Here is a 25626-nt window from a genome sequence, read left to right as displayed (position 1 = left end):
CGAATGATCAAAAACAGATTGACCGTCCTTGCCGCCGCTGTTGCAGCGGTGGCGCTGACCGGCTGTATCAACCTGGCCCCTGACCACCAGCGCCCCGAGGCGCCAGTGGCTGGCCAGTGGCCGCAGGGGCCTGGCGCCGAAGCGCCAGGTGCGCAGGCGGCGACCCAGTTGCAGTGGCAGCAGTTCTTCAACGACGCACGCCTGCGTGAGCTGATCTCGCTGGCACTGAAGAACAACCGCGACATGCGGGTGGCCCTGCTGAACGTGGAAGTGGCGCGGGCGCAAGCCGGCGTGGCCGAAGCGAATCGGTGGCCCACCATCAACGCGGGCCTGTCGGCCTCCCGTGGCCCGGAGACGACCAGCTCCGGCGACATCAAGGTCATCAGCACCTACCAGGCCGGCCTGCAGATCAATGCCTACGAGCTGGACCTGTTCAGCCGTCTGAAGAACACCAGCGAAGCGTCCTTTGCCAGCTATCTGGCGACGGCGGAAGCGGCGCGTACCGCGCGCATCGCGCTGGTGGCGAGCGTGGCCACGTCCTACCTGGCTGTGCAGGCGGACGATGAACTGCTGAAGCTGACGGAACAGACCCTGGCCACGCGCGAGGACAGCCTCAAGCTGACCCAGCTGAAGTTCGACAACGGTGCCTCGTCCAACCTGGACCTGAGCACCGCCAAGTCGTCCTATGAAGCAGCCCGCGCGACGCTGGCCCAGCTTCAGCGCACCCGCATGCAGGACATCAATGCCCTGACCCTGCTGGTGGGCCAGACGCTGCCGGGTGACCTGGCCGCGTCCCAACCGCTGAGCAGCCAGACCATGGGCGCACTGCTGGCCGGCTTGCCGTCCGAAGTGCTGATCCAGCGTCCGGACGTGCGCCAGGCCGAGCAGCAACTGGTGGCGGCGGAAGCCAATATCGGCGTGGCGCGTTCGGCCTTCTTCCCCAGCATCACGTTGACCACCAGCGCCGGTACGGCCAGCAATGCGTTGTCCGACCTGTTCAAGCGCAGCGCCTGGAACATCGCTGGCTCGGCCCTCATGCCGATCTTCGACTTTGGCAAGAACCGCAACAACCTGGATGCGGCCAAGGCCAACCGCGAGATCGCCGTGGCCAACTACGAGAAGGCGGTGCAGACCGCCTTCAAGGAAGTGTCTGACGCCCTGGCCGGCCGTGCCACGCTGGACGAGCAACTGCGCGCCCAGGATGCCCAGGCGGAAGCTGAGGCCACCCGCCTGCAACTGGTGGAGCTGAGCTATCGCAACGGCGCAGCGTCCAACCTGGATCTGCTGGATGCGCAGCGTTCGAGCTTTGCGGCGCAGCAGTCAGCGCTGCAGGTGCGCCTGGCGCAGCTGCAGAACCAGGTGCAGCTGTACAAGGTGCTGGGTGGCGGAACCGAGCCGGTGCAGACCGCTCAGGCAGCGCAGCAACCCTGATCAGCAACAGTCCCGCGCCGGCCCTCTCCGGCGCCCCGAACGGCATCGGTCCGCAGCAGCGGTCGATGCCGTTTTTTCATGGCGCGATGGATGTCGCACGCCATCATACGAACACGACTACGAGCCGCGTCGCCACGACGGCCACTACAAAAGCTTGTGCAGTCCCAACCATTTCTGATGCGGCATTTGCTAGCTTGACGCCGCTCAACGTAGCAAATGAATCGCCAGACGAAAGGCGGCGTCCTCTGCATCATCGGCGCCCCTGTCAACTCGTGTGGCGAACCCATGTATTTCCCCTACCTCCATGGCATGCAGAAGGAGATGTTGGCCTTGCGCCAGTCAGTCGCCCTGTTGGCCGCTGAAGGTCAAGTTCAACCGGTGATCGAGCCGGTGCGTCATGTGCTGGCCTCCCTGCGGCACACCTTGCAGGTGTGCGAGGTGGAAGGCCTGCCGGTGTGGATGGTTGTGAATCCGATGCTGCAGGAATTTATTGGCGTCGGCGCCATGACCGCCCTGGGCTGGGGCCGGCATCTGCTGAATGCCATGCCCACGCGCCACCACGTGCGCCCCACCTTGCTGTTGCACAGCGGCGTCACGGTCGAGGTGGTGCGGCTGTTTGCGCAGAGTTATGTGGGGCAGCCGGTGGGGGTGGTGATGACGGAGCCGCCATTGCCATTGATGCCGTTGTTTGAATGTCTGCGGGGCGTGCAACTGGAGCTGGTGCTCTTCAAGCATGGGCCGCCCCCGGTGGACCTTCAGGCGGCAATGGCGCCCGCGCGGTTGGTCTGGGTGGAGCCGCTGGAGGCGGCGATGCCGGACGCGCTGCGGCGCGTGGGCATGGGGCGTTTTCTGCAGGAGCGGCAATTCTTCAGTGATGCGGTGTCGCGTTTCCTGGAGGTGGGTGGCCACGGGTTTTCCGACTACACCAGCCTGCCCTCCAGCCCGCTGGCGGGCGGCGGGCCCACGGGCTGCTTTCACCTGGCCTTCCAGCAGGATGGCGGCCCGATGGACCGCGCCCTGTGCCTGGAGTTCTTCGTGGCGGAGCGGCGGTTTCCGCCAGAGCGTCTGGCGGAGGCCCGGTTCAGCCGGGCCCTGGAACGTTTCCATCTGGCGCTGGACCGACCCGATGCCTGCTTCGGCCCCACGGAGGCGGTCCGTCGCTTCGTCAACTGCCACATCCGTGGTGTGCCGCCCACCCAGGCGCTGGCCCGCCAATGGCAGCTGATGCACCACCTGGAACTGGTCAGTGGTTTGCTGTCGGGACGTTTTCCGCCCCACTGAGCCGCACGGGCACGCCGGTGAGCACGGAGGTGCCCGAGACCGGGTCGCGGTCGTCCTCGTCCAGCAGGAGGTTCATGTTGACGCCAGGCTGCAGGGCCGCCACTTGCAGGCGGGTTCCGGCCAGGTCGTGGCCCCAGCCGTGCGGCAGGCTCACGACGCCTGGCCGCATGGCGTCACTGAATTCCACCTGTGCCAGCACGCTGCCCCGGGCATTGCTCAGGCGTGCCATCTGGCCCGCCTCCAGGCTGGCACGGGCCGCATCTTCGGGGTGGATGAGCAGGGTGCAGCGCTCCTTGCCCTTGGCCAACACCGGCAGGTTGTGCATCCAGCTGTTGTTGCTGCGGGTGTCGCGGCGGCCGATGAGCAGCAGCTCGTTGTCCAGCGGGCGGTGCAGGGCAGCCGTCACGGCCTGCATATCCTCCAGCAGCGCCGGGGGTGCGAGTTCGATGCGGCCCGAGGGTGTGCGCAGGATCTCCGGCACGCGGGAGGTGAGTTCGCCAAGGTCGATGCCCTGTGGCGCAGCGCGGACCTTGGCCAGGGTGAGACCCTCGGGCCGTGCGCCGAAGCCATCGCCATAAGGTCCGCTGCGCAGGGCCAGATCCAGCCAACGCGCGGGGCCGGCCCCGCCGTCGATCATCGGGAAGAGCTGCTCGGCGCGGTCCCCCGCGCTGCGCTGCAGTTCCGCCTGCAATGCGAGGTCGTCCAGGGCCTGCAGGTCGGCGCGAGGGCCAAGTCCGTTCACGATGGCGGTGAGCCGCAGCAGCGTCTGCCATTCCGCCTGTGGCGCTTCCGGCCCCTCGCCGATGGGCATGACCGGGCCGGACCAGCGGGCGTGATTGCGCCAGGACAGCTGCGCAAACACCTGGTCGTAGTGCCAGTCTTCCAGCGGGGAGGGTGGGGGCAGGATCAGGTGGGCATGCCGGGTGGTTTCATTGATGTAGGGGTCCAGGCTGATCATGAAGTCCAGCCCTTCGAGCGCGCGTGTCAGCCGTGCGCCATTGGGCGCCGAAAGCACCGGGTTGCAGGCCACGGTGATCAGCGCGTGGATCTGGCCGTCTCCGGGGGTCTCGATCTCCTCGGCCAGGCAGCTCATGGGCAGCTCGCCCATGATCTCCGGCGCCCGGCTCACGCGGCTGTGCCGGCGGCCCACCGTGACGCCCTTGCCCTGGCCGCCACGGCCCAGCGTGTTGGCGGCGAAGGCGGCGGCCTTGGGGAACATCAGGCCGCCGGGGCTGTCGAGATGGCCGGTGAGAATGTTCAGCACATCGATCAACCAGCTGTTGATGGTGCCGAAGCGTTGGGTGCAGGTGCCCACCCGGCCATACAGCGCGGCGCGGGGCGCGGCGGCCAAGTCGCGTGCCAACTGGCGGATGGTGGTGGCGGGCAGGCCGGCGTGCGTGGCGCAACGCTCGGGGGCGAAACCGGTGGCGAGTGCGCGCAGTTCGTCCAGGCCGTTGATGTGGTCGGCGAGCCGACCCGGGCGGACCCGGTCTTCGGCAAACAGCGTGTGCAGCATGCCCAGCAGCAGGAAGACATCACCACCGGGCCGGATGGCATGGTGCTCGTCGGCCGCCTGGGCAGTCTCGGTGCGGCGCGGGTCGATGACGATGATGCGTCCACCACGGGCGCGCATGGCCTTGGCCTTGCCGCGGAAGTCCGGCACGGTCCAGAGGCTGCCGTTGCTGACGGCCGGGTTGGCACCCAGGATGATGAGCAGGTCGCTGCGCGGCAGGTCCGGCACCGGCACGCTCATCCAGTGGCCGTACATCCAGCCGCAGGACAGTTGCTTGGGCATCTGGTCCAGCGTGGAGGCCGAGAACATGTTGCGGCTGCCCAGGGCGCGCGCGAGGCCGGGGAAGTAGCTGAACAGGCCGATCTTGTGCGAGGCCGGGTTGCCGATGCTCAGGCCTACCGCGTCCGCGCCGAAGGCCCGGCGCAGCGGGGGCAGGCGGCGGTCGATCTCCTCGAAGGCCTCGGCCCAGCTGATGGGGGTGAACCGGCCGTCGGGCTGCCGCCGCATCGGTTGGCGCAGGCGGTCCGGGTCTTCATGGAGGTCTTTCAGCGCCACCCCCTTGGGGCACAGGTAGCCCTGGCTGAACGGGTCCTGCTCGGCCCCTCGGATGCTTACCACGCGAGGCCCCTGGGGCCCGGTGTCGGTGCGGATCTCCAGGCCGCAACTGGCCTCGCACAGGGGGCAGATGCGGTAATGGGGGGCTCCGCCCTCAAGTCGAGGCGTGGCGTCGATGGCCATGGCTGTCTCCGTATCCTTCGTCTTGTGCGGACGATTGTGAGACCGCCCACCCTGCCGGGTAGTCATATCCGCGACAGAGGAGGGGCGGGGCATACTGCCGGGCATGAAAATCGACATCGGTGGCGGCGTTCGCCTTTACGTGGATGTGGAAGGTGCGGGCCTGGTGCCCGACGGCCCGCGCATGCGGGAGAAGCCCACGCTGATTTGCATGCATGGGGGCCCGGGTTTCGACCACAGTGCCTTCAAGCCGGCCTTCAGTTCACTGACGGACCTGGCGCAGATCGTCTATTACGACCATCGCGGCCATGGGCGCAGTGATCCGCGGCCGTCTTTTGAATGGAACCTGGATGTATGGGCGGACGACATCGTGCGCCTGTGCGATGCGCTGGGCATCGATAAGCCCATCGTGCTGGGCCAGTCCTTCGGCGGCTTCGTGGCCCAGCGCTACATTGCCCGCCACCCCGGCCATGCGTCGAAGGTGATTCTCTCCAGCACCTCCCACCACATGGGCCTGGACCGCAAGCTGGCCGCTTTTGAACGCCGCGGTGGCCCGCAGGCCCGCGTGCTGGCCGAGGCCTTCTGGGCGCGCCCCAGCTACGAGACCTTCGAGGCCTACTGGAGCGGTGTGCGCCATCTCTACAACACGCAGCCCGCAGCCGATCCGGAAGCTGGCAGCCGCACGCTGGCCAACATCGAGATCCTGCTGCACTTCGTGGCGGGTGAGAAGCAGGACCTGGGTCTGCTGCAGGGCCTGGCCAAGGCGGCCTGCCCGGTGCTGGTGATGGTGGGTGAGGAAGACCCGGTGTGCCCGCTGGAAGATGCGCTGGAGATCCATGAGGCGATCCCGGCGCAATGGCGTCAGCTGGCGCGCTTCCCCGGCGTGGGCCACGGCGCGTGGCGGGATGACCCGGCGGCAGCGTTCGAGGTACTGCGGCGCTTCATTGCGCAATAGCTTGCTTGCAGCCCGTCGGCAGCTGGTTGGCAGCGGCGCGCCGCTGCTCAGGCCGTCGGCACGGCTGCCAGCGCCTTCAGGTCACGCTCGGCCAGGGCAGGGTCGCCCAGGTTGAGCTCGATCATGCGCCGCAGGTGCGTGATGCTTTCCAGATCGATGCCCAGGCTGAGCAGCCCGGCACGGTCGTTCTCGATGTGCGCCACCTGCACCGCCATGGAAATGCGGCCTTCGTGAGGCAGCAGGGGCAGGTCCAGCAGGGCCAGCCCGCCGGGTTCCACCGGGGCACCCGGCGGCAACAGCAGCAGGGCACCCTTGAGGGAGAGGTCCAGCACCTGCACCGCGACGCGTGTATCCACAGTCACCAGGTGCGCGGCCCCGGCAAACGCGATGCGTGAGAAGTGGCGTCGCTCTTGAGCGGAATCAGAGGTCATCAGGCTTCCCCAGTTTCGGCTGACTATTCTCTTCAACCCACGCAGCGTCAAAGCCGCACTGTGTGCGTCAGAGTTCGGCGTAGATGGTGGACTTCTCGATGGCCTGGTGCAGGCGCGAAGGCGCCAGCGACTCCAGCCCCATCGTCTCCATGAGGTACCACGAGGCGCGAAGCAGTGCGGAGGTGGCCTGCCGCAGCGCGGCGGCTTCCGGTGAATCCTGACGCGAGAGCATCTGCTGCAGTTGCCGGTTCTGGGCGTGGCCGGGAACGTCGGGCAAGGACTGGCCGGGGTGGTGCTGGGCCACCCGCGACAGCAACTGCTGCACTTCGGGGCCATGCTCGGGCGACTGGATCAGCCGCGCGAGGTCACCCAGCAGCCGTTCGCCCGCGGCGGCCAGCAGTTGGGCGGAATGATCGGCGCCGCCGGCCAGGTACAGGGCCGACGCCATGTCCAGGTACTCCAGGGCTCGGGCCAGACGGGGCAGGTCGCTCACAGGTCCTCCTTGATGCTTCTCTTCGCTTTTGTGCGTTCGCGCCAATCTTGTTGCGGTGCCGCGACCCTTCGCGTTGGCGTTCGCGCAGTGTATCGGGCGGGGCGGGCTGGCGGCGCGCCGTTTGTCACGGGCAGGCGTAGCATCGGCCTTGACACCTTGTCCGGCCGGAGAACTGCACCGCCGTGGTGCGCCGGCCTCATGGAAAACCCGGAGATGCCCATGAATCCCTTCGATCATCGTGACCGCCTTGCGGGGTCTGCCGACGCTGCTGAACCTGTGAGCGACGTCCGCCGGCTGGCCCTGGCGCGCATGGGCCGCCTGGCGGCTGGTGGATTGATCCTGCCCGCTGCCGCAGGTGCGGCCTGGCCTGCCCTGGCGGCGGACAGCAAGGAGGAGGACGACACCTTCGACCAGGATTCCGTCCTCAAGGATGCGACCGAGTTCTTCGGGCAGACCACGGAGGGTCTGGCCAAGGTGATCGAGAAGGCCTTCAAGGAGCAGGGGCGGCCCAACGCCTACATCAAGGGCCAGGAAGCGGCGGCGGCCATCACGGTGGGCCTGCGCTATGGCGACGGTACGCTGATGATGAAGCATGGCGGCGGCGAACCCGTTTTCTGGGCGGGGCCGTCGGTCGGTTTTGACCTGGGCGCCAATGCCTCCAAGGTCTTCACGCTGGTCTACAAGCTGCCCAAAGCCTCGGCCATCTACCGGCGCTTTCCGGGGGTGGATGGCAGCCTGTATTACGTCGGTGGTGCCGGCATCAACTATCAACGGGCCGATGGCATCACCCTCGCGCCGATCCGGCTGGGCGTGGGCTTGCGGGCGGGCGCCAGCGTGGGCTACATCCACTACCGGCGCGAGAAGACCTACAACCCGTTTTGAAGGCAAGGCTGCGCGTGGCGGGCGCGGTGCCGGGCTGATCAGCCCGTGCGCAGCGGGCCGCCCTCGCGCTGGCTGCGGTCCAGCGCGCCTTCGGCCCGGGCCAGGAAAGCGCCACCCGTATCACCGGGACCGCGCCAGGCCGTGAGGCCCATTGCCAGGGCCCCTGCGCCGGGGTGCTGCTGGAACCAGACCGTGCGGATGCGCTCGCAAACCTTGCGGCCGGTGGGCAGGTCCACATCGTGCAGCAGCATGAGCATGGCTTCGCCCTTGCCCAGGGCCAGGACATCCTGGGCACGGCATTGCTGGCGCAGCATCTGCGGCAGCACACCGGCCGGGGCCCGGGTGGCGCCCAACGCGACCAGGCACCAGGCCAGATCGGGGGATGTGCGCTGATGCTCGGCCAGCCGAGACAGCAGTTGGTCGCGTGAGGCCAGCGGCGCTGCCCCCGCCTGGATGGCCAGCTTGTGGAAGCGCTTGTAGAAGCGCAGCGCGGCCGCCCAGTCTTCCTCCGCTTCTGCGAGGACGCTGAACGCCTCCTGCAGCGGAGCGTGATCATCGCCATGGGCGGTCTGCAGCGCCTGAAGCTGATCGCGGGCAGCGGCAAGCGAGCCGTCCTGGATCAGGCGGCGGGCTTCGGTGCATTCATGTTCCAGGTCGCCGAGGGTGCCGGGGCTGGATCGCAAGACCTTGTCGGGGTTCATGGAAAACAAGAATAGTGCGGTGTTGACAATCGTCCCATTGGGGCTTCCCAGCGGAGTGCGCGCTCACGAGGTGGAAGTTTCAGCTTTGTGACTTGATGTAGCGCAGTCGGGGCTTTGGACGGAGGACTAATATCGACCGATTGCCTTGTGGAGTTCCGAATGACGCAGCCCTCCGTGCCCTCTGTACCGAGCCTGATTTCCGGCGCGGGCGACCCCGCAGCGGCCCGCCTGAAGGCCACGGCGGAGAGCCTGCCGGCGCAGGACATCAGCGCCGAAGTGCTGTTGGAAAAATACGCCAAAGGCAGTGAACGGACGCTCGACGACGTGCGCCAGCGGGTGGCGCGGGCCTTGGCGGAGGCGGAATCTGCGGAGCATCGGCAGGCCTGGGAGGCGCGCTTCCTGGATGCCCAGCGGCGTGGCTTCGTGCCCGCCGGGCGCATTGCTTCGGCGGCGGGAACCGAACTATCTGCCACGCTCATCAACTGCTTCGTTCAGCCCGTGGGGGACTCGATTGCCGAGGAGGACGACGGCGTGCCGGGCATCTACACCGCGCTCACCGAAGCTGCCGAGACCATGCGGCGAGGTGGCGGTGTGGGCTACGACTTCTCCCGCATCCGACCCAAGGGGGCGTGGGTGAAGTCCACCCAATCCAGCGCATCGGGGCCGGTGAGCTACATGCGGGTGTTTGACCGCAGCTGCGAGACGGTGGAATCCGCCGGCTCGCGCAGGGGTGCGCAGATGGGTGTGTTGCGGTGTGACCACCCCGATATTGAAGAGTTCATCCATGCCAAGGATCAGGGGGACCTGCGCAACTTCAATATCTCGGTGGGCGTGACGGATGCGTTCATGGAAGCGGTGGAGGTGGACGCCGAGGTGGAACTGGTTCACCGCGCCGCGCCCAGCGCCAAAATGCGGGCCGCAGGGGCCTCGCAGCGGGCGGACGGGCTCTGGGTGTATCGACGTGTAAGGGCTCGCAAGTTGTGGGACCAGGTGATGCGGTCCACCTACGACCATGCGGAACCGGGGGTTTTATTTCTGGATCGGATCAATGCGGACAACAACCTGCATTACTGCGAAACGATCAGTGCCACCAACCCTTGCGCCGAGCAGCCGCTGCCGGCCTACGGTTGCTGCTGCCTGGGCTCCGTGAACCTCACCTGTTTTGTGGCGGATGCGTTTGGGCCGAAGGCCCGCTTCGATGAAGAAGGGTTTGCGGAGGTCTGCCGGGTAGCCACCCGCATGCTGGACAACGTGCTGGACGTGACGCCATGGCCGTTGCGCAAGCAGGCCAATGAGGCGGCCAACAAGCGCCGGGTTGGGTTGGGGTTCACCGGGCTGGGTGATGCCCTGATCATGCTGGGGCTCCGTTACGACACGGAAGAAGCCCGCGCCATGTCCCGCCGCATCAGTGAAGTGATGCGGGATGCGGCTTATGAAGCCAGCGCCGATCTGGCGGTGGAGCGGGGGGCGTTCCCGCTCTTCAACGCGGACCTCTATCTCTCTGGCGGCAATTTCGCCTCGCGCCTGCCGCCGTGGCTGAAGGACAAGATCCGGGCGCAGGGGCTGCGCAACTCTCACCTGCTGTCCATCGCGCCCACGGGAACGATCAGCCTGGCTTTTGCCGACAACGCCAGCAACGGCATCGAACCGCCGTTCTCCTGGAGCTACACCCGCAAGAAGCGGATGCCGGACAACAGCTTCAAGGAATACACGGTGGAGGACCACGCGTGGCGGCTGTACCGCCATCTGTATGGCGCCGACGCACCGCTGACTCCGGCCTTCGTCACCGCGCTGGAGCTCCAGGCGTCGGACCATGAAGCCATGGTGGCGGCGGTGGCGCCCTATGTGGACACGTCCATCTCCAAGACGGTCAATGTTCCGGCGGATTACCCGTATCCGGACTTCCAGGACCTTTACACCCTGGCCTGGAAGAGCGGCCTCAAGGGTCTGGCCACCTATCGGCCCAACCAGGTGCTGGGCTCGGTGCTGAGCGTGGAGCCGGTGGCCCAACCCGAGCCGCTGAAGCCCGAGGTGGGCCCCAACCAGCGGCTGCGGGTGGAACGCCTGCCCAAGCCGGTGCTGGCCTCGCTGCGTTGGCCGAGCCGGCCGGAGCTGCCCGGTGGCAACCCGGCGTGGTCCACCATGATTCGGCATCCGCATGGCGACTTTGCGCTGTTCGTGGGTGAGCTGCCGGCCGAGGGGCCGGAGGCCGGCCTGTTTGGCCGCACGTTGCCCTTCGAGGTGTGGGTCAACGGCGCGGAGCAGCCACGCGGCTTGTCCGCAATGGCCAAGACCCTCTCCATGGACCTGCGCGCCAATGACACGGCCTGGCTGAGGCTGAAGCTGGACGCGCTGGCAACGGTGGCGGAAGAACGCGCGTTCGAGATGCCAACACCGCCCAACGGGGACTCCCGATTGTTCCCCGGGGTGGTGGCGGCCACTGCTGCGGTCATTCGCTGGCGATGCGAGCAATTGGGGGCATTGCAGGACGGCGGCCCGACACCGGTGATGGACGCGATGTTCTCCCGGGAGGAGCCGCGCACCGGCACCATGGGCACCCTGGCCTGGGCGGTGGACGTCGACAACCCGGCGACGGGGGAGGTCTTCACGCTCACTCTCAAGGAGGTGAGCCTGCCGACGCCGGAAGGTGGCGCTGTCACGCGGCCTTGTGCCATGGGGTTCTCTGGCAACTATCCCAAGGCGCTGGACGGGCTGGCCCGTCTGCTGTCTCTGGACATGCGGGTGCTGGACCCCGGCTGGATCGGCATGAAGCTGCGCAAGCTGCTGAACGTGGGCGAGCCGCTGGGTCACTTCATGGCGCCGGTGCCGACGCTCTCGGGCGAGCGCCGCCAGCAGGTGTGGCCGTCAACCGTGGCCTATGTGGCCCGGCTGATCATCCACCGCTACGCCATGCTGGGCGTGCTGGACGAGCAGGGCTTCCCGCTGGTGGATATGGGGCTGCTGCAGCAGGCGCCGTTGGCGGCCACCCGCACCGTGGCAACCACGGCAGGCGTGCCCGCCATGGCCGGCAAGAAGTGCCCGGAGTGCGGGAACCTCACGGTGATTCATCGGGATGGGTGCGAGTTTTGTACGGCTTGTGGGTTTGTGGGGCAGTGTGGGTAGGTGACGCCTTTCCTGTGGTCACGAGACCCATCGGACCGCCAACAGCCAGTGGTGTAGGTGATCCAGCCTTGGTCTGCCGTTGTCGGGTCACGAGGGAAAATCTGAGTTTCTGCCCGCATCTCATGTTCAAGCAATGACTACTCCCTTTTCCCCCTTGTCCGTGGACGAGTTCGACGAGCTCGATCAATTCCTTCTCTATGAGGTCGACTCGGAAGAGGGCATGACCCTGGACATGGCGGACGGCTTCTTGCACGCCCTTGCGATTGGTCCGACGACGCTGCACCCAAGACAGTGGCTGCCCAAGATCTGGGGCACCGAGGAGATGATGCCGCCGATGGAATCTATGGAGCAGTTGAATCACACGCTGGGCTTGGTCATGCGTCACTTCAACAGCATCATTGCAGGGCTGGAGGATCAGCCTCGAGAGATCAATCCGTGCTGGTCAACGATGACCTACGAAGGCGACGAGCGTGAGTATGACGACGCCGAAGGATGGGCTTACGGCTTCGTCCAGGGCATGCGGCTTTGCTGGAGCGACTGGCAGCCGCTGCTGTCAACGCCTCAGGGACAAGCCTGGTTCCGGCCGATTGCTCTGCTCGGCGAAGACGAGTTCTCGGCCGATCAGGACGAGTTGACCAAGACGCCAGCGATGCGGGCGGACTTGGCACTACAAATCCCGCAGGCCGTCCTGGAGATGCATGCGCACTGGCTGCCCTTCAGACGCGCAGTCCATGAGCGCACAGTGGCCCGGTCGCTGCAGCCCAAGGTCGGCCGCAACGAGCCTTGTCCCTGCGCAAGCGGCAAGAAGTTCAAGAAGTGCTGCGGCGCGGCGGCTGATCTGCACTGAGGCGCAGGCCCCGCTGGTGCGGATTCGGCCGTCGATCTCGGCTTAAGACCCGAGACCATTTTCGGCGCCATTTATGCCATGCCATGCGGCACGCTGTGCTCCGAGCTTGTCCAACTGCTTCGCCAGAGCCACAAGACGCGGCTTCCGCGGGCCGGAGGGACTGAGCGCAAGGCATGCCTACCCAACATGATCTCCATCGCGCTGTGTCACACGTTGATGGACAACCGCCATGGCTTGATCGTGAGGTCCGTGACATGCCGGCCCGAAGAGATCGCGCAGACGCCAGGCTACGTCTTTTCGATGAGTCGCGGCAGTATTTCAGCAGCCTGCTAAACGCTTTCTTCCCGATGCAGGCGCCGGTAGGCGCTGAAGTGCCGAAGCGACGACTGAGTGTCGCCAAGGCGCTCCATGAGAACACCGAGGTTGTAGTGAGCGTCCGCCAGTTGCGAGTCCAACTCCAATGCACGCCGATAGGCATCGACGGCGAGCGCCGGACGCCCCGAATCTTCCAGCGCCGCACCGCGGTTGAAATGAACCAACGGCGTGTCGCCGCAATGAGAGAGGGCCGCGTCATACAGGGCCACCGCTTCCATGCAGCGCTTGGACTCGCAGAGCATGGCGCCCAGGTTCACATAGGCCACGGCGTGGCACGGATCCAGCGCAATCGCTCGCCGGTAAGCGCGCTCCGCAGCGGTCGTGTCGGTCGCCTCCAGGCGCACCGCCTGCTGGAACCAATAGCGCGCATCGCGCGCGACGGGGGGCGTCGAAACCGGCGCAGGGTCCAAGTTCTCCTCACTGCCATGCAGCGGCAACAGCAGCTGGCCGGAGACCGCGTCGCGCTTGCCGGCTTCGTCGGTGGCTTCCACGTTCTTGCCATTGGCCCGCACCCGAACGCTGGCCAGATGGGCGGGGGCAGACAGGCTCCCGCGCACATTTTTCAGCGCCTGGATGATCTTTCGGTGTGGCACGCGTGCATCGCGAAGGCCCTTGGCCGTTCGGAGCACCACCAGGTCCTGCAGGGTAAATCGCCCACCGTCTTGCGGCACGACGATGCCCGCTTCGGTCAGGGATTGAATGAAAGCCTTCGTCAACCCGACGAGCTTCTCGACCTGCCGCGAACTGTAGGACGCGTGCTCCGCCGCCATGGTCACTTGCGGGCCCGGCTTCTCGGTGCCGGGGCCGCAGCCGGCTCAGGCTCCACCACCGCGCGTTTGGCCGGTTTGCGGGTGGGGGCGGGCGCGGCGGCGGCCGCCTGCTTGAGCTTGGTCACGCTGGCCGTGGGCTTGGCTGCCTTGGCAGACGGATTTTTAGCGAGGCTGGACCGCAAAGCTTCCATCAGGTCGATCACCTGGCCGCCGGCCACGACTTCATCCTCGGAGTGGCTGGAGGCCACGATTTGCTTGCCGGCCACCTTCTCGTCGATGGCCGCCAGCACACGTACCTTCTCTTCGTCCTGGAAGTCCTCCGGGTTGAAGTCGTCTTCCGCAATGGTGTCCACGAGCTTGAGCGCGAGCTGAAGCTCGGAGTTGGTGACCGGCGCCTTCTCGATGTTGAGATCGGCGAGCGAACGCACCTCTCCCGCGTATCGCAACTGCTGAAGGATGAGACCATCTTCGTTGGCGCGTACCTGGACGATGTACTGCTTGGCCTTGAACGCCCATTTCGCCAGCGCGCAGCGGTCGGAGCGGCGCATCGCCTCCGCCAGCAGGGCGTAGGGCTTCGCCCCGCGCTTGTCGGGGGCGAGCAGGTAGCTCTTGTCGTAGAACAGCGGGTCAATGGACGTCTGCGGGACGAAGCTCACGATATCGATGACGTGGCTGCTTCCTTCCTCGAGCGCCTTCAGCTCATCGGGCGTGAACAGCACAAAGTGGTCTTTCTCCACCTCGTAGCCCTTCATCATGTCCTTGCGGTCGACGACGTTCTTGGTGCGCTCGTTGATGTACTGCTGCTTCAGGCGCGAACCGTCCTTGTCGAGCAGGTTGAAGCGGATCTCGGAGCCCGACTCGGTCGCTGAGTACAGCCGGACGGGGACGTTGACCAACCCGAAGCTCAACGTGAGCGAGGCGATGGAACGGGCGGAAGTGACCATGATGGCTCCAGGCTTTGGGCGAACTTACTGCACCTGGCGGTGCATGGCATTCACCGGACAGCCCGTCCGGATGTAGGACGGCGCCGCATTGACGATGGATCAACGGGCTGCTGGTGGGGCCTCGGCAGGAGGGGCAATTGCCCGTCTTTGATGGATGGGTGGTCGGCACGGATAGGTGTGCTGTCACCGTCTCTCCTCCAGCAAATGGCCAGGGCCTCCATGCTTTCTCCCATCAATGCACGAACAACTGCGCGGGCCTCCTCTGCTCGGCAGACGGAGGCGTCCCATGGCAGCGTCGGCACGGCGTGAGATCGACCATCAGGTCGCCAGCGGGACGGGTGTGCCCCGCTCCCGCAAGGTGCTCCTGCTCGTCGACTTCATCAATCCACTCGCATTCGACGGTGCCGAAGACATCGCCGAAGCTGCGGTCGATGCCGCGAGGGCCGCAGCGCGGCTGAAGAAGCATTTCCACCACGAAGGCGCCTGCGTCATCTACGTCAATGACAACTTCGGTCAGTGGCGATCGGATGTGCGTACCTTGCTGCAGGAGTGCAAACGCGTCGGCGGTGCTGCGGCCGAACTCGCCCGGCTGCTTGCGCCTTCCAAAGTGGACCTGATGATCCTGAAGCCGAGGCACTCCGGCTTCTATGCCACGCCGCTGGACCTGCTTCTCGAGCAACTCGGTGCCAAGGATCTCGTCATCACCGGTCTGGCGACGGATTACTGCGTGAAGTGCACAGCGATGGACGCTTATGTCCGAGGGTACCGTCTCGCCGTGCCCAGTGACTGCACCGCCGCTGAATCGCAGCGACGCAAGGAGGACGCGTTGGCGTGGATGAAGGACGTGTTGAAAGCACGCGTGACCGCGTCCCGGTAACCCCGTCGCCTCACCCCCGCAGCATCATCAGCCCCTCCGGATATCGTCCACACATGAACTCCACAAACGCCCGCACCTTGGGCGCCGGCAGGCGCCGGGATGTGTGCAGAACCCACAGCTCCACATCCCCGCCCGACACGGTTCCCCACTGAACCAGCTCGCCCCGAGCCAGCTCGTTCCAGACAATCGACTGCGGAAGCCGCGCCACCCCTGCGCCAGCCACGGCGGCGTCCCGGATTGCCAGGAACGACGAGAGCTGCAGCTTCGGCACCGGCGCAAGGACGAGCCGCCCACCGTCCAGAGTCCAGGGGTCCAGCCGGGCGTTGGTCATCACGATGCCCGGCACCGTCCGCACCTCGTCACCGGAGCCCGGCATGGCGATCGACGGTGCCGCCACAACGATCAACCGATCCTTCGCAAAGCACCGCCCCACCAGCGCCGAATCGGGCTCCGGGTTCGGTCGGATCGCCACATCAAACTGCTCTTCCACCAGATCGACCAAACGGTCTTCAGCCACCACCTCGAAATGGATGTCGGGATAGGCGGCGCAGAAGTCCGCGCAGATGCGCCCGATCGCGAGTTGGGAGAACAGCACCGGCGCAGCGACGCGCAGCCGCCCCCGGGGTGTCGAGAGACCCTCTCGCGCGGCGGTCATCGCCTCGGCCACGTCATGCATGGGCCCTTCCGTGCGGGCCATCAGCATCTCGCCGGCTTCCGTGAGCTTCAGGCCCCGCGCACTGCGCTCGATGAGCCGCACGCCCAACTGTTCTTCCAGCTCGGCGACGCGTCGCGAAAGCGTGGCCTTGGAACGGCCGCTGGCGCGGCTGGCCTTGCCCAGCCCACCGTTCGTGGCGACCAGCGCAAAGTCGGCCAAGGCATTCAAGTCCATCAGGTGTTCCAAAGTTGAGACGATCTGTCTTGATTTTCAGATCTTCGTTTATCAGACGCAACACCCTATCGTTCGTTCATCTCAACACGACAGGTGAACACCATGCGCTCCATTCAACTCCTCAACTACGGTGGCGAAACGGCTGCTCAATTGGCAGAAACATCCAAGCCGACGGCTGGCGCCGGACAGGTTCTGGTCCGGGTGCACGCGGCTGGCATCAACGCCCTGGACTGGAAGATCCGTGAAGGCTATGTCCGTGACGCCTTCCCCCTGGAACTGCCCACCGTGCTCGGCATCGAGTTGGCGGGCGTTGTCGAGGCGGTCGATCCGGGCGCGACACGCTTTCAGGTGGGGGACCGGGTGATGGGCCCGCTCGGTGGCCTGGGCGCGTTTGCCGACTACGTGGCCGTGGACGAAGCCAAGCTGGCGCCGACGCCGCAGGGCTTGAGCGATGTCGATGCGGCTGGCATGTCCGTGGCGGCACTGGCCGCGTGGCAGAGCCTGAACTTCACCGGCGCCATCCGGGCCGGTGCCCGGGTGCTGGTTCACGGGGCTGCCGGCGCGGTGGGGGCCTTTGCGGTCCAGTTCGCCCACCAGGCTGGCGCGTTTGTGGTCGGCACTGCGTCGGCGGCCAACCTGGCGTACGTGCAGAGCCTGGGTGCGGACCAGGTCATCGACTACCGATCAGAGCGGTTCGAGGACCTCGTCGACAACATCGACCTCGTGCTCGCCTATGTTGGTGGCGACGTAATTGATCGTTCGTGGGCGGTGTTGAACCCCACCGGTGCCATCGTGGGCACATCGTCGCCAGAGATCCTGGCCCGCACGCCGGCAGGCCGCCAGGGGCACTGGTTCATCATGAAGCCCGATGCCGCGATGTTGGCAAAGTTCGCCGCCGACGTGGCCAGTGGTGCGCTGCGCTCCAAGGTCAGTGAGGTGGTCTCGTTCGAGGACATTCCAGCGGCCATTGAACGTAGTCGTCTGGGGGCGAACAGCGGGAAGGTTGTGGTGGACTTCAAGCGCTGAGCGGCTGCGGCAGGCACCTGTGAGGTGTCGTGGGAATTCTTGCAAATGCTGATTTGCAAGAATCAACTCATGCGTTCCAAGCCTCCTGCCGCACCCTGATTTCCGTTCCCTTCGGCAGACCTTCGAGAGTGCCAGGTTCGTCGGAACTTCGACTTGGCGCATGAGCTGTTTCACTCCCTAACTTGGGAGCGCATGGCGCCTGAGCGCCGAGAGTCAAACGCTCTGGGAGCACGTGCAGCCAAAAGCAATGTGCGTATCGAGCAGTTGGCCGACAACTTTGCGGCAGCGCTGCTGATGCCGACAGCCTCGCTGAACGCACTTGTTGATCCAGACCGTGCGAAGGACGCCGACCATCTCGCGGATATCGCTCGGCAACTGCGAGTTTCAACAGACGCCCTTGGCTGGCGTCTGAGGGGGCTTGGCCGCATCGACGAAGCAACGCGGCTCAAACTGGCTGCCACGCGGCGTGCTGAGTCGCCGACGAGTGAAACGCCCAAGCCGTTCTCCACCATGTTCGTCAAGGAACTGCATGCGGCGCTAGATCGAGGGCGCTTAACTGCCCGCAAGGCGGCGAGCGCGCTGGGGATGACCCTCGGTGAGCTGGCCGACCTCTTCAAGACTTACGAATTGAGCGATCCCTTTCGGTCGTAGCTCCTGCGTTTATGGTTGAACGCCGCGTCTTTCTTGACGCCAATGTCATCATTGAAGCGTTTCGCGTCAGCGTGTGGAGCGAGTTGTCGAAACGGCACCATCTGGAGACTGTCCAGATGTGTGAACGGGAATCGCTGACCGGTCAGACCACCCGTTACGGAAAGGTGGCCGTAGCGTCGGCAGCGCTTCAAGCCGGACTCAAGGCGTCGCACGATGTCTCGCGTGCAGAGCGCAATGCGCTCATCCGGGCCTCTAGAGCCTGCGGCGACATGGACCCTGGCGAGAAAGACCTCTTCGCATATCTCTTTGCCCACCATATGCCGTTGCCTCCGCGCATCGTCATCAGCAGCGCAGAAAGATGCTGAGCGCATCACGGCAGGGCTGCGGCCTGGGCTCACGCCGTAGACAGTGCCCCATCCACATGATGCGGCAACATCAGCCCCGGCCCTTCCACGGGCGTCGCCCGCACCAGCGGCGCGAATTCCGAGGTGACATCGCCGAACATCATGGCGAACGGCACGTCCGCAGCGTCACGGCCCGTGCCGATGCGCAGGTAGCCCATTGGAATGCCCATCCCCGAAGGGTCGAAGATGTACCAGCGCTGGCCCAACCACACCTCCACATAGGCATGGAAATCCGGCGGCTTGCCGGGGTCCGCACCGAAGTCGGTGCCAGTCACGTATCGGGCAGGGATGCTCATCGCCCGGCACAACGCGATCATCACGTGAGCGAAGTCGCGGCACACCCCCACGCGCTCCGTCAGCGTCTCTACAGCGGATGTCCGGGTCGAGGACACCAGGCTCGAATACTTGACGTTGCTGCGGACCCAATCGCGGATGGCCAGCACCCGCGCGTACCCTGATGGCAATTGGCCAAAGCTGGCCTCGGCGAAGTTCAGCAGCCTGTCGGATTCACAGTAGCGGCTGGGTGTAAGGAAGGGCAGCACCGAATCCGGCAGGCTGGACACCTCCGCCTCGGCCAGGTGCTCCGTCCCTTCGATTACCGGCAGCAGCGTGACCTCCGCCTGGTAGCTCATGTGCAAGGTCCCCGCCGCCGCCTTGACGCTGATCAGCCGGTTGGTACTGCCGGGCACCGCGCGTTCATGCCAGATCGCCCCGTCCGTGACCACCAGCTGCTCATGAAGCACCGTCTGCGCCAGCGTGAATGCCGGCTGCACATTGAAGATAAAGCTCGCCTGGCCGCTGTTCACCAGATAGTCGAGTTCGAAGCGTACGTTGAGCCGGATCATGAGGTCACCGCCGGGCCAGGTGTGAGGCCGCCGGCGGTGCGAGCGACTTCGCTGGGTAGGCTGAGGGTCGGGTTGATTTGCGCATCGATCAGGCAATGGATGAAATGCAGCTTGGGCACCGTCGCCGCAGGCAGCACGAACGGGTAGAAATCCGGCAGGCCCATCGCCCGGGACATCTCGTTCATCACGCAAGTCACCGCCACCCAGTCACGCACCAGCGTGAGGAACTCGGCGCCGGTGGCATGGTCCCGCTGCCAAAGGTCGCGCTCGGAAAACGGTCCGGCGATCGACTCCTCATGGGCATGGCCGTCCGCTGGCCGGGCCGTGCCCAGAATGCCCACGCTGATGGCGGTATCGATGGTGTCGCGCAGATGGAGATAGTGAGCCCATGTCTCGGCCCAATCTTCCCAGGGGTGGGCACTGGCATAGGCGCTGATGAAGTGCTTTCGCCAGTCCGGCGGCGGGCCCCGCTCATAGTTCCTTCTCAGCCCGCCCGCATAGTCCTGCCGCTCATCGCCGAAGAGTTGGCGAAACGGCACCAACCAGGATGTCTGCGCGACCAGCCGGTCCCAGTAGTAGTGGCCAATCTCATGGCGGAAGTGGCCGAGCAATGTCCGGTACGGTTCACCAAATTCGGCGCGGGTCTTTTCCCGCTTGGCGTCGTCCGCCTCTTCAATGTTGATGGTGATGACGCCCGCTGCGTGGCCGGTGATGACACGCTTGCCAGGCTCGGCTCGGAGGAAGTCGAAGGCAAGCCCTTTGGCAGGATCCTTGAAGCGCGGAACCACTGGCAGCCCCAAGCCCAGCAGTTGCGAGACCAGCCGGCGCTTGGCGCTCTCCATGCGGCGCCACAGCTCGGCATTGACCGGAAACGACAGGTCGGGGATGGTCCGGCTCAGGCTGCAGGCCAGGCAGAAGGTAGGGGTGTGCAGGCCTTCGTCCTGCACCAGCCAGTTGCACCCCGCTGCGCTGGAGAAATTCGCGCAACGCCGGAAGGTGGCACCCTCGTGCCCGTGGATGCGGAAGTGGTCCGGATGGGCGGTGGGGTGCAGGGCGTGCAGGGTGCCGTCTTCAGGCAGGTAACCGAGCGGCGACCCGCAAGAGAGGCACGCGCTGTTGCGGAAGAACACAGGCATGCTGCAGCGGCACAGGTAATTTCGAGCAAGCATGGGCGTCCTGACGGAGGGCAGAGGGGCGTTGAGCAGCGTACACCTCTCTCAAGGCAACTCCCGGGCCCAAGCCCGTTCCCACGCGGATCAGTTCAGCAAATCGGCAGGCTGAAGCGCTTTGGAGGACGAAGCAACCTCAGCCCCATGCGCGGGCTGTTGCTGCACGCGGCTGTAGGCGCGGAAGTGGCGCGCAGAGAATCGCGGCTCGCCGATCTCTTCATACAGCAGGCCGAGTTCGTAGTGGGCGTCCGCCAGCGTGGCATCCAGCCCCAGGGCGCGGTGGTGCGAGGCGATGGCGTCGGCCACACGCCCGGCCGCTGACAGTGCGCAGCCGGCATGGAAATGCAGCAGTGCCACGTTGCTGCACCAACCCAGCGCCTGGTCCACGGCCTCCAGCGCTTCGTCATGGCGGCCCTGGCGGCTCAGCAAAGCGGTGAGCCCGGCAAACGCCTCGACCTCACAGGGATCCTCGGCGATGGCACGGCGCAAGGCGACTTCCGCCAGTTCGTCGTCCACCGGGTTCGTCAATTGGGCCAGCCCGGCCAGTTGGGCCATGGCAGCATCGCTCCAGCGGCGCGCCTGTCGGCAGGCCTGCACGTCCTCGGCCCGGAAGCACAGGGACATGACCACACTGCTTGCCTGCGCCACCGGGTCAGTGGCTGGGGACAGGGCCGGTGCATGGGCGGCATGGTCGACGTGGGCGAGGGCAGAAGCGTTCATGGTGGCAAAGGTCTTGTTGTGGTCTACCTGAGGGGTGCCCAGACGTTATCCACCCGCTTCGCCTGGGGATGCCAGCAAACGCGGCGTTGTCTTGTAGGACAAGAGGAGGTACAAAAAGGCACACCGCTTGCCTGACGGCGCCTATCTCTCTCTATCTGCCTCTCTGCCGCCATCCCCCGTGGCCGGCCGAGGTTGATCAACACAAAGTGGACCACCATGGAAAACTGGAGCACCCAAGTGATTGCGCACGTCGAGAACGGCGACTTCGACGGCGCCCTCAAACTGATCGAGCATTGCCCGGCCCAATCCTTGCTCGATGAACTGAAGGCAGGCTTCGCCCTGAAGGAGCTGGACAAGGGGGCTGGCGCCGCACGGCTTCTTGCCGGTGTGCTGGAACGCCAACTGGCCCTGGCCGCCCGGGCGGTGAGCCCCTCAGGCACGCCCGGGGTGAGCCTCGGCGGCGCCTTGCCCGGGGTCTGACCGTTCAATAACGCTCCGGGACGAACATGCTCTGAGGCACCGGGTTTCTCACATAGTCCGCGTGCCGCTCCCGTTCTGGCAGCCGCACCTCCTCGCGCTGCACCTCGTGATACGGGAACTGCTCCAGCAGATGCTGGATGCAATTGAGCCGTGCACGCTTCTTGTCATCCGCCGCCACCACCCACCAGGGCGCTTCGGGGATGTGGGTGCGTTCCAGCATCAGTTCCTTGGCCCGTGTGTAGTCCTCCCACCGGCGGCGTGACTCCAGGTCCATGGGGGAGAGCTTCCACTGTTTCAGCGGGTCATGGATGCGGCCCAGGAAGCGCAGATGCTGCTCTTCATCGCTGATGGAGAACCAGTACTTGATGACGCGGATGCCGGAGCGCACCAGCATGCGCTCGAATTCCGGCACGGAGCGGAAGAACTCCTCCACGTCGCTGTCCTCGCAGAAGCCCATCACCCGCTCCACGCCGGCGCGGTTGTACCAACTGCGGTCGAACAGCACGAGCTCACCGGCCGCCGGCAGATGCGGCACATACCGCTGGAAGTACCACTGCGTCCGCTCGCGGTCATTGGGCGCCGGCAGGGCCACCACGCGGCACACGCGCGGGTTGAGCCGCTGGGTGATGCGCTTGATGGCGCCACCCTTGCCCGCGGCGTCACGGCCTTCAAAGAGAATCACGACCTTCTGGCCGGTGTGGTGCACCCAGTCCTGCAACTTCACCAGCTCGCGCTGAAGGCGAAAGAGCTGCTTGAAGTAGGCCAGCCGGGTGCCATGGTCCTCGGTGTTGCTGTCCAGCGTGAGCAGGGCCTCGTCCACCGCACGGTCCTCGATCTCGAGTTCCAACTCTTCGTCATAGCCGTCCAGCAGGTCGCGGCGGATGCGTTGCACGAGATCCTTGTAGTCGTCATCAACAACGGCCTTCAGGCCCGCCGCATCTTCGGAAATCAAGCCACCACTCATGGTCCTGCCTCAGCCGTTGTGTCAAACGGCTGATGATTGATGGCGGAGATGACGGTTTCGTGAAGCTCGCCGTGCCCGCACTACAGCCGAAACCGCCCGCGGCCCAAACCGCCAAACCGCCAACATTGCCAGACCAGCGGCCCCAGGGCTCGAAAAAACACGACATTCCCAGTCGGATGCTGGCCGATGTGCGTGATTCGCATCCTGCGAGGCAGGTGCATAGAACAATGCAGGCCACCATGAACGTCTCACGCCTGCGCGCCCACTTTCTGCCGGACCTGTTGGCCGGCCTCACCACGTCCTTCGCCCTGGTGCCGGAGTGCATCGCCTTTGCGCTGGTGGCCCACCTCAACCCGCTGATGGGGCTCTACGGCGCCATCTTCATCTGCACCATCACCGCGCTGTTGGGTGGACGCCCGGGCATGGTGTCCGGGGCCGCGGGCTCCATGGCGGTGGTGATCGTGGCGCTGGTGGTCCAGCACGGCGTGTCCTACCTGCTGGCCACGGTGCTGCTGAGCGGCCTGCTGATGGTGCTGTTCGGCGTACTCCGGCTGGGCGCGCTGGTGCGCATGGTGCCGCATCCCGTGATGCTGGGCTTCGTGAACGGGCTGGCCATCATCATCGGGCTGGCGCAGCTGGAGCATTTCAAGCGCGGGGGGCAGTGGCTGGAAGGCTCAGCGCTGGCCTTGATGGCCGGGCTGGTGGTGGTCACCATGGCCATCGTCTATGTGCTGCCACGCATCACGCGCAGCGTGCCGCCCGCGCTGGTGGCCATCCTGGGCGTGGGGCTGATGACCCATCTGCTGGGCCTGCCCGCACATACGCTGGGCGACATGGCGCACATCGCGGGTGGACTGCCCAGCTTCTCACTGCCGGCCGTGCCGTGGACGATGCAAACGCTGCACATCATTGCGCCCTACGCGGTGCTGATGGCCCTGGTCGGCTTGCTGGAGACCCTGCTCACCCAGAACCTCACCGACGAAATCACCCAGACCCAGGGCGACAGCAACCGCGAGTGCGTGGCACTGGGGGTGGCCAACGTGGCGTCGGGGCTGGCGGGTGGCATGGGCGGCTGCGCCATGATCGGCCAGACCATGATCAACCTGGATTCCGGCGGCCGGGGGCGGCTCTCCGGTGTGGTGGCGGGGCTGATGATCCTGATGTTCGTGCTGTTCCTGTCGCCGCTGATCGAGCGCATTCCGCTGGCGGCACTGGTGGGCGTGATGTTGGTGGTGGCGATCGAGACCTTTGCCTGGGGTTCGCTCAAGCAGGTGAACAAGGTGCCGCTACAGGACGTGATGGTGATCGCCGCCGTCACCGTGGTCACGGTGCTGACCGACCTGGCCACGGCCGTGCTCTGCGGCATCGTCATCGCTGCGCTGAGTTTTGCCTGGCAGCATGCGCGGGAGCTGCGCGCCGAACAGGCGCTGGAGGCCGATGGCAGCAAGCGCTATCGCGTGCACGGCACCTTGTTCTTCGCCTCGGTGACGGCCTTTCTGCAGCGCTTCGACACGGCCACCGATCCGGCGCGGGTCACCCTGGACTGCCAACACCTGAGCTTTGTGGACCATTCCGCCATCGAAGCCTTGAAGACGCTGAAGACGCGTTACGCCAAGGCCGGCAAGGCGCTGCGGGTGATCAATGTCTCGCCGCGCTGCTCACTGCTGCTGAATCGGGCGGGACTGGCTCTGGGCGATTGAGGTCGGCGCGCAAAAAGGCGGCCGGAAACTGCCGTTCGTACCAGTTGCGTGCGTCTTCCGGCGCCAAGCGGAGGAAGGCCTTGAGGCCGGGCACGGCCAGCAAGGCCAGCCCGCTGAGCAGGAAGCCGGCCGACATCACACCGTAGACCTGGGCCACGGGCCACCGCTGCAGCAGCAGGCCCGCCAGAAGCGGTGCGCCCGCGGCGGCCATGTGCGCAACCGCCAACTGCGCAGACGCCATCCGCGCCCGGAAATCCTCCGGCACCGCCAGTGCCCGATGGGTCTGGCCCATGAGCTGGGTCACCGACGTGCACAGGCCGATCACCGCGAACAGCAGCGCCAGCACCTGTACGCGATCCACCGCCCCTACGGCGCCCAGGCAGACACCGCACAGGGCGACCGCCATCAGCATGGCGCGGTGCCGCCCCGCGCGCAGCATCAGCCGGTCCGCCACCCCCAGCACACCAATCAGCACGCCTACCGAAAGCGCGCCGCTGCACCAACCGAACCAGGTGGCGGGGGCGCCCATGGATTGAAGCCGAAGGGGAAGCATCAGGCCGATGGCGGGTGCATAGAAAACCATCATCAACGCGCCGGACAGGGTCCACCACCGGTCCACGCGGACCAGCCACTTGGCGCGCAAGCCGGCGCGCAGATCGTCCACCCAGCGGCCCTGGCGCGCAGCGGCCTGGGCCGCGACCCGTGCCGGCAGCTTGGTCGCGGCGACCGTGCAGGCGGCCGCCAGCAGCAGTTGCAGCGCGTAGGCCCAGCCGACGCCTCCGAAGGACATGGCCAGGCCAGCCAGCGCCGGCCCGCACAGGCTGCCGATGGCCTGCGTGCCACGCCGGATGCGGATGGCCTGGGACAGGCGGTCGGCCGGCACCACATCCAGCAGGGCGGCAGACTGCACCGGTTGCACCACGGCCTGCGCGACGGTCGTGACCACGCCGCAGACACAGATCGACCACAGGCTCAGCAGGTCCACCGAGGCCAGCGCGCACAGGGCCGCCGCCACCGCCACCAGCGTGGCCTGTCCACGGACCAGCAACAGCCGTTTGGCGCGGCGGTCGCCCAGCGGCGAGAGTGCGGGCAGGCTGATCAGTGCGGTGAGGGCCACGATGGCGCTGTAGGCGGTCAGGCCGTGAGCACCCTGGTGGCCGGCCAGCCACCACAAGGCGGTGCTGTGACCGACGCTGGACGCGCACAGGCTGAACAGCTCACAGAGCAGGAGCCATCGCGCGGTGGTGGAGAGACCGGGAAACCATTTGGGCGTCTGGAGGCGAAGGAACATGTGGGTGCGTCAGGTGAGTGCGTCAGTTGGATGGATCAATTGGCTGCGTCTGGTTGCTGCATCTGGTGGCTGCATCTGGTGGCTGCATCTGGTGGCGGCGTCAGGTGAGTCATCGGCGAGCGGGGACGC

At 66.0% G+C, this 25626-nt stretch carries 23 protein-coding genes and 1 pseudogene; 12 read left to right on the top strand and 12 right to left on the bottom strand.

Going from position 1 to position 25626, the window contains the following annotated elements:
• Positions 1-3: 3 nt before the first annotated feature.
• Together BMY53_RS06735 and BMY53_RS06730 are read left to right on the top strand one after the other, a co-directional pair.
• Positions 4-1431 (top strand): efflux transporter outer membrane subunit, encoded by a 1428-nt coding sequence (locus BMY53_RS06735; RefSeq protein ID WP_177200764.1) that lies wholly within the window; start codon positions 4-6, stop codon positions 1429-1431.
• A 285-nt stretch (positions 1432-1716) separates the two neighbouring features.
• Positions 1717-2712, top strand: a complete 996-nt coding sequence (locus BMY53_RS06730; RefSeq protein ID WP_143073964.1) for a hypothetical protein — start codon at positions 1717-1719, stop codon at positions 2710-2712.
• On the opposite strand, the gene BMY53_RS06725 is transcribed toward BMY53_RS06730, so the two are convergent.
• Positions 2675-4963, bottom strand: coding sequence for a molybdopterin-dependent oxidoreductase (locus tag BMY53_RS06725; protein ID WP_092944891.1), 2289 nt, complete (start codon positions 4961-4963; stop codon positions 2675-2677). The genes BMY53_RS06730 and BMY53_RS06725 overlap by 38 nt on opposite strands.
• Positions 4964-5066: 103 nt before the next feature.
• Between BMY53_RS06725 and BMY53_RS06720 the strand changes: the two genes are divergently transcribed.
• Positions 5067-5915 (top strand): alpha/beta fold hydrolase, encoded by an 849-nt coding sequence (locus BMY53_RS06720; protein ID WP_092944889.1) that lies wholly within the window; start codon positions 5067-5069, stop codon positions 5913-5915.
• A 47-nt stretch (positions 5916-5962) separates the two neighbouring features.
• On the opposite strand, the gene BMY53_RS06715 is transcribed toward BMY53_RS06720, so the two are convergent.
• Together BMY53_RS06715 and BMY53_RS06710 are read right to left on the bottom strand one after the other, a co-directional pair.
• Positions 5963-6346 (bottom strand): PilZ domain-containing protein, encoded by a 384-nt coding sequence (locus BMY53_RS06715; RefSeq protein WP_092944887.1) that lies wholly within the window; start codon positions 6344-6346, stop codon positions 5963-5965.
• 67 nt (positions 6347-6413) lie between these two features.
• A complete protein-coding gene (locus BMY53_RS06710) occupies positions 6414-6839 on the bottom strand; it encodes a hypothetical protein (protein WP_092944885.1) in 426 nt (141 codons plus the stop codon).
• Between the two features lie 219 nt (positions 6840-7058).
• On the opposite strand from BMY53_RS06710, the gene BMY53_RS06705 reads away from it, so the two are divergent.
• The gene (locus BMY53_RS06705; protein ID WP_218151189.1) at positions 7059-7721 is read left to right on the top strand and encodes a DUF1134 domain-containing protein; all 663 of its coding nucleotides are present in this window, start codon (positions 7059-7061) and stop codon (positions 7719-7721) included.
• Positions 7722-7759: 38 nt separating this feature from the next.
• Here the strand turns inward: BMY53_RS06705 and BMY53_RS06700 are convergent, their stop codons facing one another.
• Positions 7760-8422, bottom strand: coding sequence for a PleD family two-component system response regulator (locus BMY53_RS06700; RefSeq protein WP_092944883.1), 663 nt, complete (start codon positions 8420-8422; stop codon positions 7760-7762).
• Positions 8423-8581: 159 nt separating this feature from the next.
• On the opposite strand from BMY53_RS06700, the gene BMY53_RS06695 reads away from it, so the two are divergent.
• Together BMY53_RS06695 and BMY53_RS06690 are read left to right on the top strand one after the other, a co-directional pair.
• On the top strand, positions 8582-11545 hold the full coding sequence (locus BMY53_RS06695; protein ID WP_092944881.1) for an adenosylcobalamin-dependent ribonucleoside-diphosphate reductase: 2964 nt from the start codon (positions 8582-8584) through the stop codon (positions 11543-11545).
• Positions 11546-11678: 133 nt separating this feature from the next.
• Complete coding sequence (locus tag BMY53_RS06690) at positions 11679-12392, top strand: UPF0149 family protein (RefSeq protein WP_092944879.1); 714 nt, start codon at positions 11679-11681, stop codon at positions 12390-12392.
• 329 nt (positions 12393-12721) lie between these two features.
• Here the strand turns inward: BMY53_RS06690 and BMY53_RS06685 are convergent, their stop codons facing one another.
• Entirely contained in the window at positions 12722-13537 is an 816-nt protein-coding gene (locus BMY53_RS06685) for a tetratricopeptide repeat protein (RefSeq protein WP_092944877.1), read from the bottom strand.
• Positions 13538-13539: 2 nt separating this feature from the next.
• Complete coding sequence (locus BMY53_RS06680) at positions 13540-14481, bottom strand: non-homologous end joining protein Ku (RefSeq protein ID WP_092944875.1); 942 nt, start codon at positions 14479-14481, stop codon at positions 13540-13542.
• Positions 14482-14767: 286 nt separating this feature from the next.
• On the opposite strand from BMY53_RS06680, the gene BMY53_RS06675 reads away from it, so the two are divergent.
• Positions 14768-15358 (top strand): cysteine hydrolase family protein, encoded by a 591-nt coding sequence (locus BMY53_RS06675; RefSeq protein WP_092944873.1) that lies wholly within the window; start codon positions 14768-14770, stop codon positions 15356-15358.
• A gap of 10 nt (positions 15359-15368) precedes the next feature.
• On the opposite strand, the gene BMY53_RS06670 is transcribed toward BMY53_RS06675, so the two are convergent.
• Complete coding sequence (locus tag BMY53_RS06670) at positions 15369-16247, bottom strand: LysR family transcriptional regulator (protein ID WP_092944871.1); 879 nt, start codon at positions 16245-16247, stop codon at positions 15369-15371.
• 102 nt (positions 16248-16349) lie between these two features.
• Here BMY53_RS06670 and BMY53_RS06665 point away from each other — a divergent pair, with 102 nt between their 5' ends.
• The 3 genes and pseudogenes from BMY53_RS06665 to BMY53_RS06655 all read left to right on the top strand — a co-directional run bounded on the left by BMY53_RS06665 (position 16350) and on the right by BMY53_RS06655 (position 18289).
• Entirely contained in the window at positions 16350-17273 is a 924-nt protein-coding gene (locus tag BMY53_RS06665) for an NADP-dependent oxidoreductase (protein ID WP_092945170.1), read from the top strand.
• Positions 17274-17423: 150 nt separating this feature from the next.
• A pseudogene (locus tag BMY53_RS06660) lies at positions 17424-17924 on the top strand (ImmA/IrrE family metallo-endopeptidase); the annotation flags it as partial.
• 11 nt (positions 17925-17935) lie between these two features.
• Positions 17936-18289 (top strand): hypothetical protein, encoded by a 354-nt coding sequence (locus tag BMY53_RS06655; RefSeq protein ID WP_092944867.1) that lies wholly within the window; start codon positions 17936-17938, stop codon positions 18287-18289.
• Between the two features lie 29 nt (positions 18290-18318).
• Here the strand turns inward: BMY53_RS06655 and BMY53_RS06650 are convergent, their stop codons facing one another.
• The 3 genes from BMY53_RS06650 to BMY53_RS06640 form a co-directional block, all read right to left on the bottom strand.
• Positions 18319-19173, bottom strand: a complete 855-nt coding sequence (locus BMY53_RS06650) for a transglutaminase-like domain-containing protein (RefSeq protein WP_092944865.1) — start codon at positions 19171-19173, stop codon at positions 18319-18321.
• Positions 19170-20342, bottom strand: coding sequence for a zinc-binding metallopeptidase family protein (locus BMY53_RS06645; protein ID WP_092944863.1), 1173 nt, complete (start codon positions 20340-20342; stop codon positions 19170-19172). The genes BMY53_RS06650 and BMY53_RS06645 overlap by 4 nt, the downstream gene beginning before the upstream one ends.
• Positions 20343-20429: 87 nt before the next feature.
• Positions 20430-21062 (bottom strand): tetratricopeptide repeat protein, encoded by a 633-nt coding sequence (locus BMY53_RS06640; RefSeq protein WP_092944861.1) that lies wholly within the window; start codon positions 21060-21062, stop codon positions 20430-20432.
• 216 nt (positions 21063-21278) lie between these two features.
• Between BMY53_RS06640 and BMY53_RS06635 the strand changes: the two genes are divergently transcribed.
• Positions 21279-21542: a hypothetical protein gene (locus BMY53_RS06635; protein WP_092944859.1), complete on the top strand. Its 264-nt coding sequence runs from the start codon at positions 21279-21281 to the stop codon at positions 21540-21542.
• Positions 21543-21546: 4 nt separating this feature from the next.
• On the opposite strand, the gene ppk2 is transcribed toward BMY53_RS06635, so the two are convergent.
• Complete coding sequence (gene ppk2, locus BMY53_RS06630; protein ID WP_092944857.1) at positions 21547-22506, bottom strand: polyphosphate kinase 2; 960 nt, start codon at positions 22504-22506, stop codon at positions 21547-21549.
• A gap of 239 nt (positions 22507-22745) precedes the next feature.
• Here ppk2 and BMY53_RS06625 point away from each other — a divergent pair, with 239 nt between their 5' ends.
• On the top strand, positions 22746-24206 hold the full coding sequence (locus tag BMY53_RS06625) for a SulP family inorganic anion transporter (RefSeq protein ID WP_092945168.1): 1461 nt from the start codon (positions 22746-22748) through the stop codon (positions 24204-24206).
• On the opposite strand, the gene BMY53_RS06620 is transcribed toward BMY53_RS06625, so the two are convergent.
• Positions 24145-25497, bottom strand: coding sequence for an MFS transporter (locus BMY53_RS06620; protein WP_092944855.1), 1353 nt, complete (start codon positions 25495-25497; stop codon positions 24145-24147). The two genes, BMY53_RS06625 and BMY53_RS06620, sit on opposite strands and share 62 nt — an antisense overlap.
• Positions 25498-25626 lie beyond the last annotated feature (129 nt).

The organism is Roseateles sp. YR242 (genome assembly GCF_900109745.1).
GTDB lineage: Bacteria > Pseudomonadota > Gammaproteobacteria > Burkholderiales > Burkholderiaceae_C > Roseateles.
Note: the sequence above shows the minus strand (reverse complement) of the source record. Positions and strands in the feature narration are given on the sequence as shown.